18 protein-coding genes and 2 pseudogenes are annotated in these 14736 nt (G+C 59.2%); 10 read left to right on the top strand and 10 right to left on the bottom strand.

The window, feature by feature from the left end; all coding sequences use genetic code 11:
* Positions 1-414: 414 nt before the first annotated feature.
* Positions 415-660, bottom strand: coding sequence for a hypothetical protein (locus BLW71_RS38245; RefSeq protein WP_091809663.1), 246 nt, complete (start codon positions 658-660; stop codon positions 415-417).
* Between the two features lie 35 nt (positions 661-695).
* Here BLW71_RS38245 and BLW71_RS41905 point away from each other — a divergent pair, with 35 nt between their 5' ends.
* Entirely contained in the window at positions 696-1022 is a 327-nt protein-coding gene (locus tag BLW71_RS41905) for a hypothetical protein (protein ID WP_177205227.1), read from the top strand.
* Positions 1023-1401: 379 nt separating this feature from the next.
* Here BLW71_RS41905 and BLW71_RS41900 read toward each other — a convergent pair whose 3' ends face one another.
* Positions 1402-1557, bottom strand: a complete 156-nt coding sequence (locus tag BLW71_RS41900) for a hypothetical protein (protein WP_177205226.1) — start codon at positions 1555-1557, stop codon at positions 1402-1404.
* Between the two features lie 644 nt (positions 1558-2201).
* Between BLW71_RS41900 and BLW71_RS38230 the strand changes: the two genes are divergently transcribed.
* Both BLW71_RS38230 and BLW71_RS38225 read left to right on the top strand, forming a co-directional pair.
* Positions 2202-3308 carry a J domain-containing protein gene (locus tag BLW71_RS38230; RefSeq protein ID WP_091809661.1) on the top strand — a complete coding sequence of 369 codons (1107 nt, stop codon included), beginning with the start codon at positions 2202-2204 and terminating at the stop codon, positions 3306-3308.
* Positions 3309-3530: 222 nt separating this feature from the next.
* Positions 3531-4697, top strand: coding sequence for a hypothetical protein (locus BLW71_RS38225; RefSeq protein WP_091809658.1), 1167 nt, complete (start codon positions 3531-3533; stop codon positions 4695-4697).
* A gap of 319 nt (positions 4698-5016) precedes the next feature.
* Here BLW71_RS38225 and BLW71_RS38215 read toward each other — a convergent pair whose 3' ends face one another.
* Positions 5017-5295 carry a hypothetical protein gene (locus BLW71_RS38215; protein ID WP_091809654.1) on the bottom strand — a complete coding sequence of 93 codons (279 nt, stop codon included), beginning with the start codon at positions 5293-5295 and terminating at the stop codon, positions 5017-5019.
* 209 nt (positions 5296-5504) lie between these two features.
* On the opposite strand from BLW71_RS38215, the gene BLW71_RS38210 reads away from it, so the two are divergent.
* On the top strand, positions 5505-5810 hold the full coding sequence (locus BLW71_RS38210) for a HigA family addiction module antitoxin (protein ID WP_091809652.1): 306 nt from the start codon (positions 5505-5507) through the stop codon (positions 5808-5810).
* Positions 5811-6208: 398 nt separating this feature from the next.
* Here the strand turns inward: BLW71_RS38210 and BLW71_RS41895 are convergent, their stop codons facing one another.
* Positions 6209-6376: a hypothetical protein gene (locus BLW71_RS41895; RefSeq protein ID WP_177205225.1), complete on the bottom strand. Its 168-nt coding sequence runs from the start codon at positions 6374-6376 to the stop codon at positions 6209-6211.
* A gap of 497 nt (positions 6377-6873) precedes the next feature.
* On the opposite strand from BLW71_RS41895, the gene BLW71_RS38205 reads away from it, so the two are divergent.
* The 3 genes from BLW71_RS38205 to BLW71_RS42580 all read left to right on the top strand — a co-directional run bounded on the left by BLW71_RS38205 (position 6874) and on the right by BLW71_RS42580 (position 7820).
* A complete protein-coding gene (locus BLW71_RS38205; protein ID WP_091809650.1) occupies positions 6874-7152 on the top strand; it encodes a type II toxin-antitoxin system RelE/ParE family toxin in 279 nt (92 codons plus the stop codon).
* A 10-nt stretch (positions 7153-7162) separates the two neighbouring features.
* Complete coding sequence (locus BLW71_RS38200) at positions 7163-7465, top strand: HigA family addiction module antitoxin (protein WP_091809648.1); 303 nt, start codon at positions 7163-7165, stop codon at positions 7463-7465.
* Between the two features lie 127 nt (positions 7466-7592).
* Entirely contained in the window at positions 7593-7820 is a 228-nt protein-coding gene (locus BLW71_RS42580) for a hypothetical protein (protein WP_091809646.1), read from the top strand.
* Between the two features lie 275 nt (positions 7821-8095).
* On the opposite strand, the pseudogene BLW71_RS38190 reads toward BLW71_RS42580, so the two are convergent.
* The 3 genes and pseudogenes from BLW71_RS38190 to BLW71_RS38180 form a co-directional block, all read right to left on the bottom strand.
* Positions 8096-8455, bottom strand: a pseudogene (locus BLW71_RS38190) (ISNCY family transposase); the annotation flags it as partial.
* Positions 8456-8541: 86 nt separating this feature from the next.
* A complete protein-coding gene (gene istB, locus BLW71_RS38185) occupies positions 8542-9330 on the bottom strand; it encodes an IS21-like element helper ATPase IstB (RefSeq protein ID WP_091794129.1) in 789 nt (262 codons plus the stop codon).
* An 8-nt stretch (positions 9331-9338) separates the two neighbouring features.
* Positions 9339-10118, bottom strand: a pseudogene (locus BLW71_RS38180) (Mu transposase domain-containing protein); the annotation flags it as partial.
* Between BLW71_RS38180 and BLW71_RS38175 the strand changes: the two are divergent.
* From BLW71_RS38175 to BLW71_RS38165, 3 genes are all read left to right on the top strand, one after another.
* A complete protein-coding gene (locus tag BLW71_RS38175) occupies positions 10103-10435 on the top strand; it encodes a DUF5372 family protein (RefSeq protein ID WP_353615913.1) in 333 nt (110 codons plus the stop codon). The pseudogene BLW71_RS38180 and the gene BLW71_RS38175 overlap by 16 nt on opposite strands.
* A gap of 176 nt (positions 10436-10611) precedes the next feature.
* Entirely contained in the window at positions 10612-11064 is a 453-nt protein-coding gene (locus tag BLW71_RS38170) for a helix-turn-helix domain-containing protein (protein WP_177205213.1), read from the top strand.
* Positions 11065-11340: 276 nt separating this feature from the next.
* A complete protein-coding gene (locus BLW71_RS38165) occupies positions 11341-11928 on the top strand; it encodes a recombinase family protein (RefSeq protein WP_286162255.1) in 588 nt (195 codons plus the stop codon).
* A 140-nt stretch (positions 11929-12068) separates the two neighbouring features.
* Here the strand turns inward: BLW71_RS38165 and tnpC are convergent, their stop codons facing one another.
* The 3 genes from tnpC to tnpA form a co-directional block, all read right to left on the bottom strand.
* The gene (gene tnpC, locus BLW71_RS38160) at positions 12069-13709 is read right to left on the bottom strand and encodes an IS66 family transposase (RefSeq protein WP_091793202.1); all 1641 of its coding nucleotides are present in this window, start codon (positions 13707-13709) and stop codon (positions 12069-12071) included.
* Positions 13710-13799: 90 nt separating this feature from the next.
* Positions 13800-14168, bottom strand: a complete 369-nt coding sequence (gene tnpB, locus BLW71_RS38155; RefSeq protein ID WP_177204968.1) for an IS66 family insertion sequence element accessory protein TnpB — start codon at positions 14166-14168, stop codon at positions 13800-13802.
* A complete protein-coding gene (tnpA, locus tag BLW71_RS38150) occupies positions 14168-14659 on the bottom strand; it encodes an IS66-like element accessory protein TnpA (RefSeq protein WP_091800339.1) in 492 nt (163 codons plus the stop codon). The genes tnpB and tnpA overlap by 1 nt, the downstream gene beginning before the upstream one ends.
* Positions 14660-14736: the final 77 nt, after the last annotated feature.

The following is a 14736-nucleotide window of genomic DNA, read 5'->3' as shown; positions in this document are numbered from 1 at the left end:
CTTCGGAGAAAACCGACCGGCCGGAACGGGTTGAGGGATAGGGGTAGGAAACGGCGATCGCCGTCCCCTCCCTCCGAACCCGTGTGCAGTTTCCCGCGACGGGCTCTCCAGTTAGTTGTTTCCACATCGGGATTGGCGCGCCAATCGAAGGGCCTCGGACATCGTGAACAGCCCAAGATTAGCGAAGAAGGTGTTTGCCCATTGTGTGTGATCGCGAAGGCATCGGCTCTGACCCGGACGATGAAGCTGTCGGCGCAGGATCGCTCGCAGACGGCGACGAACAAAGCCGTCGACGGACGAGAAGGTGTAGCGGATTTCCTCACGGGCTATCAGCCCCCCCGTCGATGATTGTTAACAGGCCCTAGCACGACCGCAGTCGCCTTGCCTGCCGCCGGGCAGATGGCGTCCGGAGTCTTATTTCTTGCTGAGCACTTCAACAATCTCTTGCCACTCCTGCACGATCGTGTGCAAATTCTGCTCCCGCTGCCCGTCTTCAAGGTCGGTGTGACCCGCCTGCTCCAGTTCCATAATGGCGCGAAGCAGGGCGCTACGGGCTAGCGGGAATAGCGCCGCCGCCTGGGCGGCAGTTATTACGATGGCCATTCTTGGTTCCTCAAAATCTGATTGCACGAAAAATAGCACAAGAAAGCGGGCTTCCATAGTCGCCGGGATCGGCTAGCCACTCTGCCAGTCCCGTGGCCGTGTTTCTGGATTGCCTTCCGGTCTGGGGTTCTAAGCCGGAATCCGGGAAAATTCCATCACCCCACTTGCGCGATCGACTCAACGAATACGCCGTGCTCGGGGACGCTGTCGATGCGTCAGCCCGTGTTCAGGGGATTAGTCCCGCTTGGGGTTCAGCCTGGGATGGACGCTACCGGCAGGAACAGCGTGAGCGGTTCATCGGTAAGCGGCTCGAAGCCATACTTCTTGTAGAAGCAGGCGGCGTCATCGTCGATGGCGTCAACAACAACGCATTGAACGCCGGCGGTTTCAGCCGTGCTGCCTGCTGCGATGTCCGCTGACAGGACCGGCGCCGGCCGCCATTCCGAGTTCAGCACGTTCCAGGATGAAGGTGAGCGCTTGCAAGAGCCGCAAACGCCCGGTCTGGCCGGAAAAGAGCCCACAGCAAACCGGGCAAAAACTGGTGCTCAACGTGCCGAACTCGGAAAACCAGAAAAGGACCTTTAGAGCGGCTGACCTCTCGATGGCCTCGCCTAGTGTGGGCGAGGGTCCAACAGGGCCGCCACGGCCCAGATAACCGGCGACGCAGGCTTTGGCGAAGGAAGGAAACCGCCCCGGTTTCTGCAAGCTGCTTTTTAAAACGCTGGATGACCGATGCTGTATGCGCGCCCACGCATGGAAGCGGTGAATATTCCACCGCTTTTGAGTCGTGCCCGGCCGTTAGGCCGGGCTTGCTGCATCGAGGTGGCCGAGAACGTTGCCCAGAGTGTGGGCGGTGATGGCTGATTGGGTGTGTGCGCCGACCGGCTGCAGCGGCAGGGTTGCGCAGCCAACGAGCAGCGAGGTCGATGTGGCGAGAATGATGATACGGGTCATGACAGGGGCCTTTGGGGCTGTTGTGATGAACCGTATAGCGATTAATTTATTGCAGTCCTTGGATGACCCACCCGGCGCGTTTTTGCGCCGTCCAGGCTCTTCATAGGGTGTTGTTCGTGAGGGGTTTGTTCACGCGCCGATAGCGCACAAAGTCTCTCCTCTGTTACATCGCCTGGAAAGCCCTCCCGTATGCCCGCAACCGCGTTGAGTGTCCGAAATCCGCATCGGAGCTGCCATGCTCGATGGTGGACACGAGTCCGTAGCCGCAGGGCGCATTGACTCATCAGAAATGCAACGCGCGCTGACCCGTTGCCTCACGTAGTTTGCTACCCGCCGGATTGTCCGGCGGGAGCGACACGAGGTGACGAGGCACATCAGCATGACGACACGCAAGGAGTTGGTCGCAGCATTGCAATTGCGGTATAGAAGCGCAACGTTCGGTGATCGGATCAGGATTCTCGACGAGTTCGTAGCTCTGACCGGATATCACCGCAGGCACGCCATCCGGCTGCTGCGGGAGCAGCCCAGCGGGGCAAAGGGGACGCGCGAGCGCAACCGGTTAAGCACCTCGCGAAGGCCGTAGGCCTCAGGTTTTTATTATCGGTGCCGTTAGCCAGAGGTCGACACTCAGAACCTGTGCAAAAATGGTCCGACAGCATACCCACTACGATAATCTGCGAGTAGCTCGTAGTGCGCCGCCAGAAGTCATCAGGGCCGCGTATAAGGCGCTGAGTCAGCGCTACCATCCAGACAAGAACAGCAGCGCGGATGCGACGAGGATCATGAAGATCCTCAACGAAGCGTATGCTGTGCTGGGGGACGCGGAGAGTCGCCGCCGCTATGATGAAACTCTCTCTGCGGAAGCTGCCGAACCTGCTCGGGAAACAGCGAACGAGACCCCGAGGGCCGAGACCAGCGATTTCCAAAAATTCAATACAAGAGATTCCGAGTGGGTCTACACCCGCAAAGGCTTCGAACCTGGGCGCGCGGGTGCGGCGCCAAAGCTGCGGCATGGCTGGATGTGGGCAGGTGGCATCCTCCTGGTCGTTGTGGTTCGACTGCTAACGGGCGGTAACGGGCACGCAGACAACTCCGCCCCCGCGGCGACGCCCGACGCTACCGGCGCGAGTTCTGACACAGTGAGTCAAGCCGGAGTGCCAACTTCGGGCGACCACCTAGGCAATGCGGTGTCCCCGCTCGTCAGGAGCGGGACCATCAATTCGTCCACGACTTCGGCAGGCGCTTCCGAATCGCCTCCGACTCCGTCCGGTCTCACGTCGACGACGCAAGCCCACGAGCAATTGAATGCGCAGGGTGCGCCCCTGGGCGAAACTGAACACGTGGCGCCTTCCGCGCAGTCTCCTGGCCCTGCAAGTGCTGCGTTGGCAACCGATGACGGAACGTCCCCGAAAGACGCTGGTGCCGCGGAGTTGGCTGCTCGCTGGGCTCAAGCCTCCGTCCAGGCGCAGGCGGATATCGACATGGCGTACGCATCCGCGGTGCGATCTCTGCCTGCGGTCAGCGCGACCTGTCCGGACTCGGTTGTGCTTAGGCAGACGCCTCGTACGGCTGGTCCGTTCAAACCAGTCATCGTTCTTTTGAGCCAGCGGTGCGGATATGCAATCAGCTACTGGCCAGATACCGACGAGCAACAAGCGTCGTTCGAACGATCGGAAATTGACGGTTGGGCGGGCTATTGCTCCCTTCCGATGGGCACAAAGACAGTTTGCACCCGAAATGGTCAAACATGACCCCGTCGCCAAAATCCCTCTGTTCGACGGGCAGCCCGCTCGCTCCCGTCGTTTATTTGCGCGCGCAACGGTTAAGAAAGCTGGCGTAAGTGCCGATATCAGGCTGCATGCTCAGAAAATCCCAGAATCGGTACGTCAGGATCATTCTGAATTACATAACAATAACGCCTCCGGGAAGTGCCGGAGGATTGCTCCAAAATCAACGTCAACGGGTAGTAACAAATGGGTGCATTTGAAGGAGCGGTCGATTTTGCCTGTAAGCATTCTGACATCCAGTCCGTGCTCTTCAACTGGCTGAAGGGCATCGCAGCAACCGATGAGGACCGCAAGAAGATACAGATTGCCGGGACACGATTCGTGTTGGTGCCTGTCGTTCAGATCAGTGCGGCCTACAACATCCGATTCTGGGTCGATGTTGGTACGGTCGATCAGGGACGCTTCATCGCGGACAAGAACAATCACGCCATCGCCTTGTCGCACTATCAGCGACTTTCGGACACCGACAAGAGACGTACGTCGGAGCCAAAGGCACCTCAAGAAAAACACTACGTCACCTATGACCAATCTAATGATCACCATCAGGGCGACCATGTGACCGCACTCCAGTTGGTCTACACACAGGCGGCGGCCACTCTGGGGGAGAACAATCTGGGCTGGATCCAGAAACTCATCAAGAAGCGGCCCGACACTCGGACTGCCACCTCCTCGCCGCAATCGATCGAAGCCAAACTGGCCGATGCGGGCGTGACGGTCTCGACCTTTGAGCATCCACCACTTAACCCCATCTTCGCGTCGGTGGCGAAACACATTGACGAAAAGTTAGAGAAGGAAATCAAGAAGAAACATCTGTCCGGTATCTCCTACTGGCAGAACCTGAGATGGGAGACAATTGATGAGGATAACTGCCGATTCGCCGTTGAAAGACAGCTCCTCCTACCGTTTGTACTCGTCGAATATACGCGCAATGGCAAGACCTACTCATGCGTCGTGGACGGAGCGTATCCTGGGCGGATGACCGGTCAGAAGCCCTGGCGAACCCCTTCCGAGCTATACGCGAGTCTCAAGCGGCTTTTTTCCAGAAAGAAGGCAGACGGCGCCACGGCGAATGAATCGTCGTCAGAGCCAATGGACGATGATTTCCAGGAGGTACGTCCAGGCGGCGACGATGCTCCCGGCAAACGCCGTGTTGGCCCGTGGCGATCGCTGCTCGCGCCATTTTTGAGTTTCATCGGCATTTTTGTGTTCGGCCTGATCGAGGTGGCGATGTCACTCTCCAGTACCGTCGTAGGTGCGACCGTCTTCTTTGGAACCTCTGCAATCGTCGTCTGGACGCCGATACGCTTCGTGCGTGCATACAAGCATCGCCGTCAGTCGATGGCGGCGGGGTAGCTTATCCCGTCCGATTTTCTATTGAAAGCGGCCATCAGCAGACTCGAGCCGGATTTCCGTTCCAGTCCCTGCCTGTCGGTGATCGGCGGCACGCGACCCACTTCTACCGCCTGACGACCAGTTTGACCGGCCGGAGCTTGCCGTAAAGCAGACCGTTAGCAATTGTTCCCGTGCCATGGCCGCATGCTTCGACGCGATTGACGCGGTATCTGCCATCGGTGTTCGAAACGAGCTGAACGCTGTTCGCGGTGCATTGCTGCGGCTTCACGCTGCCGCCACCGCCACACATGACGGGGCGGCTAGGACCAGGATGAATGGATCAGCTACGGCGTCTTGTAAGCAGGTCTGCCACCCCAGCACGAATGGCAATTTTCAGGATGTATCCGCGAGTGTAGTCGACGCCGACCCGCTGACGAATCACGGTGCGCAATCGCGCGTTTGTCCAGTTATCAGCGTCGATGCCGTGTGCTCGCGGCAGCTCCTTCAGCGTAGCGGCAAGGTGCATCTGCGTGCCAGCCTGAACGCCGCTTGTGGCGCAGCCAGTGAGCAGAAGGACCACTGCCGGAAGCATCGGCCAGCATTTGTTTGCATCCTTCATTTCTCGTCTCCTTCCGAATGAAGCAACGCGTATTGCGCATGGCGTATTCCGGCCGCAGTCCTTCGGTTTCGTCGCTCGACGGGGACGCATCGCGGCAATGCCACACTTGACCGCTGCGTCACCACGGCGACTTTAAGGTCGGCAGTATGGTCAAAAATAAGTGTCAATTGTCACTTGTCACTGAAGACGAGAACCGATATTGTGTGCTGATGACCCATCCTGACTTTTCTCATCCGGGCGAGCTGGTGCGCCAGCAGTGTCTGGAGCGCTTCGAGCTAAGTGTTACCGAGGGTGCGCGCGTGCTCGGCGTGAGCCGGCAGGCGCTGACGAACCTGCTCACCGGTAAGGCCGGCATTTCGCCCGAAATGGCGTTACGGCTCGATCTGGCATTCGGTGGCGGGGCGGAAACCTGGTTGCAGCGGCAGCTGCTTCACGACCTTGCGCAGGCGCGTAAGCGGCTGGCACAGCTGGATGTAATGCCAATCGCGTCCGAGCGGCAGCCGGCGCTCTTCTAGTTCGTCAAAGGACAGGGAGGGGCGTCTTTCTCTTCGTTATAAAAATAAGGAGTACGACATGACGTTACCACCGAGACTGACTGATGATCACGTGAACGGGCTGTTCGACGCGGGCCGGAAGCCTGAGGATGTCGTGATGCCGTGCGAGCAGTGCGGGGCAATGCCCGCCGTGAAGGTGAATCTGATCGGGGAGGAAAGCGGTTGTGTGCCGCGTGCAATCGCGACTATTACGCCGATAACTGGGAGATCTGGGCCGGCTGAAGCCGGTCGACCTGAGAGTGACGGAGGAACGCGAAACCGTCAGTGTTGGGATGCACCGGGTTTGTTGCTGCTTCCAACTGCCATGATGTCATCGCGGCGGCGCTTCCTCTTCGACCCCATTGTAGGGCGGATTATTTTTAGTTACGGGCGCGGTCGATGTAACGGTTAAATGCAACCTCGTCGTCGTAAAAAGACTTGGACAGCGTGTCGTCGGCCCAGTCAGTCAGGCGCTCGATCACCGCACGCCTGGACAGGCCAAAGTGCGCGACCAGCCGCTCCAGCGCGAAAATCCGGGTGCCATTCATTGTCAGGTGCAGGCGCCGCTCGCCAGAAGCGGCGTCCTCCGGGCGCGGAATCCGTCCGAGGACCGGCCGCCACGTCCGAAGAAGGACGGGTCGATGGCGTTGCCCGTGACACCGCCTCAAGCCCGCGCCGTGCCCGCGCCAGTTCGTCACGCAGCCTGATGGGGTTGACCACCTCTATTTTACGTTATTAGTAACGTAAAAATTTCATATTTCGTTACTATAACGTAAAATGAGTACAAGCTGCCTTGTACAGGACTTATCCGTCAGGCAGGAGATGGGGCGTGACAGGTCAGGTTAGGCTTTGCCTCAGATAGACGTTTGACCATCTACCGACATGACTGTATAGTGTAGCTATACGCTATACATGGCTTGAAGCGCCAAAACTGAAAACTGATCGCTAAAAAAACTGAACGACTGACGCTAAAAACTGACCTCGAAAACTGAACGCAAACATGAAGGAGTGAAAGATATGGACATCAACAGTTATCGGGAGGCCCATGATCAAATCATGGCGGCACAAGGGGCTCGAGGAGTTCTTCGCAAGCGGAAGTAAGGCTGGGATCAGGCCAGACCATGCATCCAGATTAAAACGTCAGTTGGCCCGGCTCGATGTGGCTCAGTCACCGCAGGATATGAATGTGCCGGGTTGGAAATGCCACCCCCTTGAGGGGCGCCTAGCGGACCATTATGCGGTCACGGTAAATGGAAACTGGCGAATAACCTTCAGGTTCGAAGGTACTGACGCCGTCTTGGTGGACTACCAGGACTACCACTGAGGTTCAGTGAATGACCCAAATGTTTAACCCGCCTCACCCGGGTGAAACGCTCCGGGAGGATGTCCTTCCGGAGCTTGGTTTGACGGTGACTGAGGCAGCATCCCAACTTGGCGTTTCACGTGTGGCGTTATCGCGCGTGTTGAACGAGCACGCCGGCATATCCCCCGAAATGGCTCTTCGTCTCGAAGGGTGGATCGGGGTGGAGAATGGCGGCCGCGCTGACTTGTGGCTGGCCCAACAAACAGCGTATGACCTATGGCAAGCGCGCTCCCGAGGGGCGCCCAAGGTCCAGCGCGCGCGCGCCTGCACTTGATCCTCTGCTGAAAAGAAAAGGGCGCTTCGGTGCCCTTTTTTCAGCAGAGGCCGCACCGAAGGCGGCCATCGGTACAAGTGCTGGGACTGGATGTTGCTGTCCCCAAGTCATTAAGGGAGAGAACATCATGATCAGGCTATTTATCGCATCGGCTTTGGCGGCCGGCCTTGCTGGCTGTGTCGTTGCCCCGGCGCCCGGTTACGGTTACGAGCCCGCCCCTGCATACGGCTACGGGCCTGGCTACTATGCAGCACCGTCCGTCGACGTAGGCATTGGCTTTGGCGGTGGCTGGGGAGACGACGGTGGCCATGGTGGCCATGGTGGTGGGCACGGCGGCGGTGGGCATGGAAGGTAATCGGCAGGTGGCGCTCTCGTTGTCGATTTGACAGTTGCCGGGTGACAACTCAGGCGGCCGGCGCCGAAACCTCGATGTGATCGGGGCAGATGTCACGCCCGTAGACGGTCTGCTCGACGTCTTTTCGGCGACTCACAGTCGGCAATGCGGCCGGTCTTCTCGCCTGTTGGCATGTCTGTCTGTCTGTCAAAGCCATTCTGAAATGTCCGCTTTCCGGCTAAGTTCAAATGTCCGGGTTTAAGGTATCTGTCTCTAGTGCCTTTAGTCTCACACCACTTGCTCACCTTGCGCGGCTCGCGCCACGTCAGAACGAGATCAAGATTCTCGTCAGCCCTGAGCGGCCGGTGAGCATCAAACCCGCTCTTTGGCGGCTTCGCGAAGCGTGCGTTGTAATTTGCCATGAAGGCAGACGCATACGCATTGGCCCCGGCAGCCGTGCTGATGCCACGCAACCGCAATTCTTTTACAAGCCGGTCCTGCAACGTCAGGTGTGCCCGTTCGACGCGCCCCTTGGCGGGGCTACTGTTCGCGCAGAACGTGTCGATGTTCAGCTCGTACATCGCCCGGCCGAAATGGGTCACGCTGTTGCCATCCCTGTTCGCACCGGTCCTGCGAAACACGCTGTACTTGTCGCTGTTGTCACCTTTCGGCGTAATGGCGCCGGGCATTTTCGCCGTAATGACGCCACTGGAAACGGGCAATTCGAGGGCTCGAACGGGGATCAAGGTTGCTTGATTTTGCCTCCTTTTGCAAGCTCGGTTCTGAGTGTTTCGACGCCCGGTTTGAGTCCGCGATAGCTCTCGCCGTCGAGGACGATTTTGTGAGCGCCATGACGCAAGCGGTCGAGGGTTGCAGCGCCGATCATCTTGTTACCTGGGAATGCTTCCCCCCATTCTGGGAAGTCCAAATTCGACGTTAAAATCGTTGCTGCGCGCTCATAACGCTCGGCGATCAGGTCGTGGAAGTCTTCATCGTCTGGCGAACGCAGTGGCTTAAGACCAAAGTCGTCAATGATCAGAAGTGGAAGCTTGGCGAGATACTGGAAACGACGGTCGTAAGTGCCCACGGCTGCCGCGCTGCGCAGGCTTGCTAATAATTGGCTTTGTGTTGAGAACAGCACATCGTGTCCTTGCCGAGCTGCAGCGTGTCCCAGGGCTTGCGCAAGATGGCTTTTCCCCGTTCCGCAAGGCCCGGCAATCAGGACCGCCACCTTCTCGTCAATAAATCGGCACGTGGCGAGATCATGGATAGCGGATCGATTCAGCCCTGGTAGCCGGTCGAAGTCGAATCCTTCGAGCGTCTTCTGGCTACGGAAGTTGGCGCGTCGCATGCGCAGGCTGAGCTTCTTGTTATCGCGCCGGGCTACTTCGTCGTGAATGAGCAGCGAAAGGAATTCGGTGAAGGCGAGCTTGCGATCGATGGCCTCGCGGTTTCGCGCTTCCAGCGAATCGAGGATGCCGGACAAGCGCAACTGCTTAAGCAGTGGAGTCAATTCAGGAATGGGATGCATGGCCGGCCTTATTGGAGAATGGTTTGTGTGTTGCGGCAGAAACGGCCGCCTTCGGTGTAGGTGCTCGCCAGCGCATCAAAGGCGTTTAACAGCGTCAGCTGATCCAATCCCTTTTGCAGAATGGTTTTAACGGCCGTGTAGTGCGGCGTGCCGTAGTGGTTGGCGCGCGAGCAGGCAGCTTCAAGGCGGACTGCTCCGTATTTCTGTTTGAGCCGCAAAACGCCTTGCACCGAGCGCATCTTGATTAAGACTTTGTCGCCGAAGAGCGCCTGAACCAGGGCATAGCAGGCAGGCCCGATCTGCTCAGCAGCTGCCAAACACCACTGGGTGTCCTGCAGTTGCCACGCCTGGGCAGCGGATGGCAGATGATCGTCTACCGTGCGACGGCCGCCTGCGCGAGTAAGGCGGGCGTGGGCTGCGACCGATTCCTGCCCGCGATACAGCGTCACCATGGTGTCGGTCGCCTTGAGCCACAGTTCCTGGCCGACCAGCCTATACGGGACCGAGTAAAAACTCTGCTCGAACTGGACATGAGCATCGCGGTGCACCTTGGCCTTCGCCCACACGGCAAGCTCCGGCAGCACGTCCGGCAAGCTGATCAGCAGGCTTCGTTCAACTTCCGCGAAGCGCTTGAGCGGCATGTCGCGAGTCGTACCGTGAATGCGGTTGCCGGCTTCGTTCATCACCCACGCGTGTACCTGGCGATTGGCGTCAGCCACGCCACGAAACTCGCGTAAGGGCAAGAAGCCTCGCTTCACAAATTTGACGCCCGATTCCACGATTCCCTTATCGTAAGTCAGCAACTGCTTGTCATGACGACAATCGCGCAGTTGTAACGCTCAAGATCACTCATCCGTTCCATCCTCAGCGCGGGGCGCACGTCGACGTGGTTACGCGCCGACAGAACTGGGGTGAGGACCGTGTGATGTTTTACGACGCCAACGGCCGGCTGGCGTCGATGCTGGCGTCCTGGACCAATGTCGACGAGCCGGACGCTTTCGCCCAGGCGGCCGCGGGCCGCTCCTGGTTTCGTACTGACGATCTGCGCCGATTGCGCGCGTTGATCGACGATCTGATGCCGGGAGCTGCGAACCATGTCAAATAAATTATGCCGTGAGTGTAAATTTAACTATGCCGCGACACGTTTCAATCGGTGCCATGACGTGCGGCATAATTCGCCGGAAAACGGTGATATACGTCATCCCCAGCACATCGTTTGTCTTGACGTTTCTATATATACGGCGTATTTTAATTTACATAACATCCAGTGTGAACAACGCTTTGAAGAAACCCGATCCGAAGCTCGAACGCCTGAATCGTCTTGGCGTGCGCAATCCTCATCCAGAACGCGTTCGCGCGCCGTGGTTTCACTCCGGCGACTTCTTCGATGCGAACGATCTCATTCAGGTCAAATACGAGATGCTCCGCCACGTCCACGTCGATGGCGCATCCAAGGCCGAAGCCGCAGCGCTGTTTGGGGTGTCTCGCCCGACCTTCTATCAGGCGGAGGAGGCGTTCGCGCGCGATGGATTACCCGGGCTCATGCCGAAGCAGCGCGGACCGAAAGGCGCGCACAAGCTCAGCACCAATGTGATGGTCTTCATCGAGAAGCGCATCGAAGGCGTTGGACCAGTTCACGCTCGTGCATTGGCCGGGCAACTCGAAACCGAACTCGGCATCTCTGTTCATCCCCGCAGCATCGAACGCGCAATAGCGCGCAAAAAAAAACCGTAAATCCCGCACTCGCTGGCGCATCCCCGGCGCGAGCGACAATCGCCGCGTACGAGGCGTTACGCACCGCTGTGATCGACGGTGCGCCTCGTCCAGAGGGCGTTGCAGCATTGCGTTACCACGGCATGCTGCACGGCCTTCCCATGCTCGCTGAAACGGCGGCGACCCAAAGCACTCCCGCTCCTGGACACGAACCCATCGCGTATCCACTACAGGCGGATGGCGAGTTTGTTCGCCTGTTAGCCAGTCTCGTGCTGCACACTCATTCGGAGCTCGTCCATGTCTACTGATCGATACCAGAAAGTCACGGCTGACCATCTGCAGCGCGACGCCTTTCTATACGTGCGGCAATCTTCGCTACGACAGGTATTCGAGAACACTGAAAGCACCAAGCGCCAGTACGCGCTGCGCGACCGTGCTGTCGCGCTAGGCTGGCCGATCGAGCGCGTTCATGTCATCGATTGCGACCTTGGTTTGTCAGGAGCCAGCGCGCAGCAGCGCGACGGCTTCCAGAAATTGGTGTCGGAGGTTGCTATCGGCCACGCTGGAATCGTACTCGGGCTGGAAGTATCCCGTCTCGCACGCAACAACGCAGACTGGCACCGTCTGATCGAGCTCGCAGCGCTGACCCGCACACTCATTCTCGACGAAGACGGTGTCTATGATCCGGCTTACTTCAATGACCGTCTTCTCCTTGGCCTGAAGGGCACCATGAGCGAAGCGGAGCTGCATGTACTTAAGGCGAGACTGCAGGGTGGCATCCGCAACAAGGCGAGGCGCGGTGAGCTCGAAATGCCGCTGCCCATCGGCTTGGTCTACCACCCCAATGGATCGGCTGTGCTGGACCCCGATAAGCGTAAGCGGTGAATTTAGCACGCCGAATCGAGAATCATTTGCAAGTGACGGCCGAGCGTAGCCGCACCTCGGCGGTTAAAATCAACCGGCGATGTCTGCATCGGGGTGATGGGAGCGCGCGCAGTCATGATGACCGGCGCGCGTTCGGTGCGTCAGCCGGTCTGTGCCTTGGCCTGTTGTTGCCGCGCATAATTGAACGGCAGCAGGTCGGTCACGTCGGCATCCGGCGCACGCTGCGGCAGCTCCGTGAGTACATGCAGCAGATAGTCGTACGGCTCGACGCCGCAGGCCCGGCATGTGAGGACCAGGCTGTAGATCGTGGCGCTGGCCTTTGCGCCATCAACTGTGTCGCTGAACAGCCACGATTTTCTTGAAGTAGCAAACGGCCTGATATCGCGCTCGATCACGTTGTTATCGATTGCGGCGCAACCGTCAGTGACGTAGCGGCTGAGATATTCCCATTGGTTGCGCGTGTAGGCAATCGCCTTGCCGAGCAGGCTCTGGGGCGCCACCTTCGGCGCCAGTTCATCGAGCCATGCCTTGAAGGACTCAAGCAGCGGCACACTGTGCTTTTGCCGCAGGTCGTACGTGTAGTCGGCTCGCGTCAGGCCAGTAGGCAGATCGCCTTTGGCCAGCGCCTCGACACGGTACAGGGCCTGGAAGTACTCAAGCGCCTTCGCCACGCGAGCGTTCGGCATCTTCTGCTTGCCGGAGTCCGTCTTTTTCGCGGCGGCCTTGTCCGCCTTGACGAACAGCCTGCGGGCGTGAGCCATGCAGCCGAAGTGCTTTGCCTTTTTCAAGGTGCGCCAGGCGCTGTAGCCGTCGCTCATCAGCATGCCGCTGTAGTCGCCGAGGAACTTCTTCGGATGCTCCTGGCCACGCCCCGGCTGGTACTCGAACAGCACCACGGGCTCGGCGCAGTCCTGGGCGCTGCGGTAGCACCACATGTAACTCTTGCTCTGCGCGGATCTGCCGGGTTCCTTGAGTACCTGAACCGTCGTTTCATCGCCGTGGATCAGCGGCTGCAACAGCAACGTTTTATGCAGCGCATCATACAGGCGGCTGTAGTGCAGTTCGCTGGGGCGAATGATCCAGTGGGCGAGCGTGCCGCGACTCACCGGGATCTGCCAGCGCGCGAGTGCCTCCTGCATCCGGTACAGCGGCATGCCGTCGACGTACTTCGCGCTCGCGACCGTCGCGATCACCGATGCGTCCGCATGGCTGCCCGGGATCGGCTGAACCGGCATCGGCGCAAGCACGACCGGGGTATGTTCGGCGTGCCGCTCGCAGTGCCGGCACGCCCACTTGGAACGCACGTTCTTGCGGACTGTCCACTTGACCTCGACGTGCAACTGTTCGCTGACGTCCTCGCCGATGCGATGCAGCTGATTGCCGCAACAGGGGCAGCCGCGCTGGTCCTCCGGCAGGTCGTATTCGACTGGTTCACGCGTCAGGTACGCCGGCAATGGCTTGCGTCCGGCCTTGCGTCGTTCAGGCTGGCTGGCCGGTGGCAATCCGGTGTCGGGCAGCTCAGGCTGGACACCGTCATCGTCTTCGTCGCCCGGTTCGGTCCGTGCAATCTGCTCGGCTTCGTCGAACACGCGATCTTTGCGTTTTTCGCTTTTCGGTGCGAAACGCTCGGCCTGCAGCAGGCGGAGCTGCTCCTCGAGTTGCTCGACGCGCTGGTTCAGTTCGCCGATATGTTTCGCGTCGCCGGCTACACGTGCCTGGAGAGCGTGGATATAGCCCTGGACCGCCCTGGGTACGCGTTTGAGGTCGGGTGCATTCTTCATGCACTCCAGGATAGCGAAACGCAGTGCGCCGTGGGTTTACGTCAATTCGTAAATGGCGCGCCTGCCGTTGTTTACGTGCAACGCATCGGGCTAGCTGACGTGCTGGTAATGGCGCACGGGATGACGACGAAGCGCGTCGATGTCGATGCCGTCGATGTCGATGCCGTCGAGCAACCAGTGAAGCTGCTGCGTTGTCAGTTCGATCACCTCCTGATTCCGCCGGGGCCACACGAAACGGTCTTCCTCGAGCCGACGCAGCAGCAGCCAGAAACCGGTGCGCTCGTACAGCAGAAGCTTGATGCGATCGCATTTGCGGTTGTGGAATGCATAGACGGCACGGGCGAGCGGGTCCAACTGCATCGATTCCTCAACCAGGGCGGCAAGGGTGTTGATGCCGCAACGGAAATCGATCGGCTCGCGGTACAGGTAGACGTGCAGGTCATCGGCGAAGCGCAGCATCAGCGACTCCTCAATGCGTCGATCATCGCCCTGAGCAGTGCCGTGTCCTGTTGCGCACATTCAAGTTCAAGACTTACCCCGTTGGGCAATTGCGCCACCAGCCGTGAAGGCAACGGCGGGCGTTGTGAGGCCCGCATCGGCTCGCGCCGTGCCGCAACTGGCTCAGCGTCGGGCAGCGCCGGCCTGGATGGCAAGTGCATCGCCTCAGCACCAACCACTTCCAGAACAGGAACGAATGCCGGTGCCATGGCTGGCGCCGACTGCCGTGCACGTCGGGGACGTGTCTTTTGGCGCGCCAGGCTAATCCATTTGCGAAGCTGGTTGGCGTTCACTCCAGCCTTCAGCGCCAGCCCGGCCACGGAGGCCCCAGGCTTTTGGCACGCCTCGATCAGCTTGCGCTTGCCCTCACGGTCGTACCGGTTCTTGCCGTCGGCCGATTTGCCGATCACCCGCAGGGGCAGGAAGTCAAAGTCAGTTTGTAGGTCAGTCATAAGTTGCGTCCGCAATGTGTAAGCTGCGGACGCAATCTTGTTCCCTCTCACCCGCATGTTCCAGATGAGCCGAAATT

This window comes from Burkholderia sp. WP9 (genome assembly GCF_900104795.1).
Lineage (GTDB): Bacteria > Pseudomonadota > Gammaproteobacteria > Burkholderiales > Burkholderiaceae > Paraburkholderia.
This window is presented reverse-complemented; position numbering and strand designations above follow the sequence as displayed.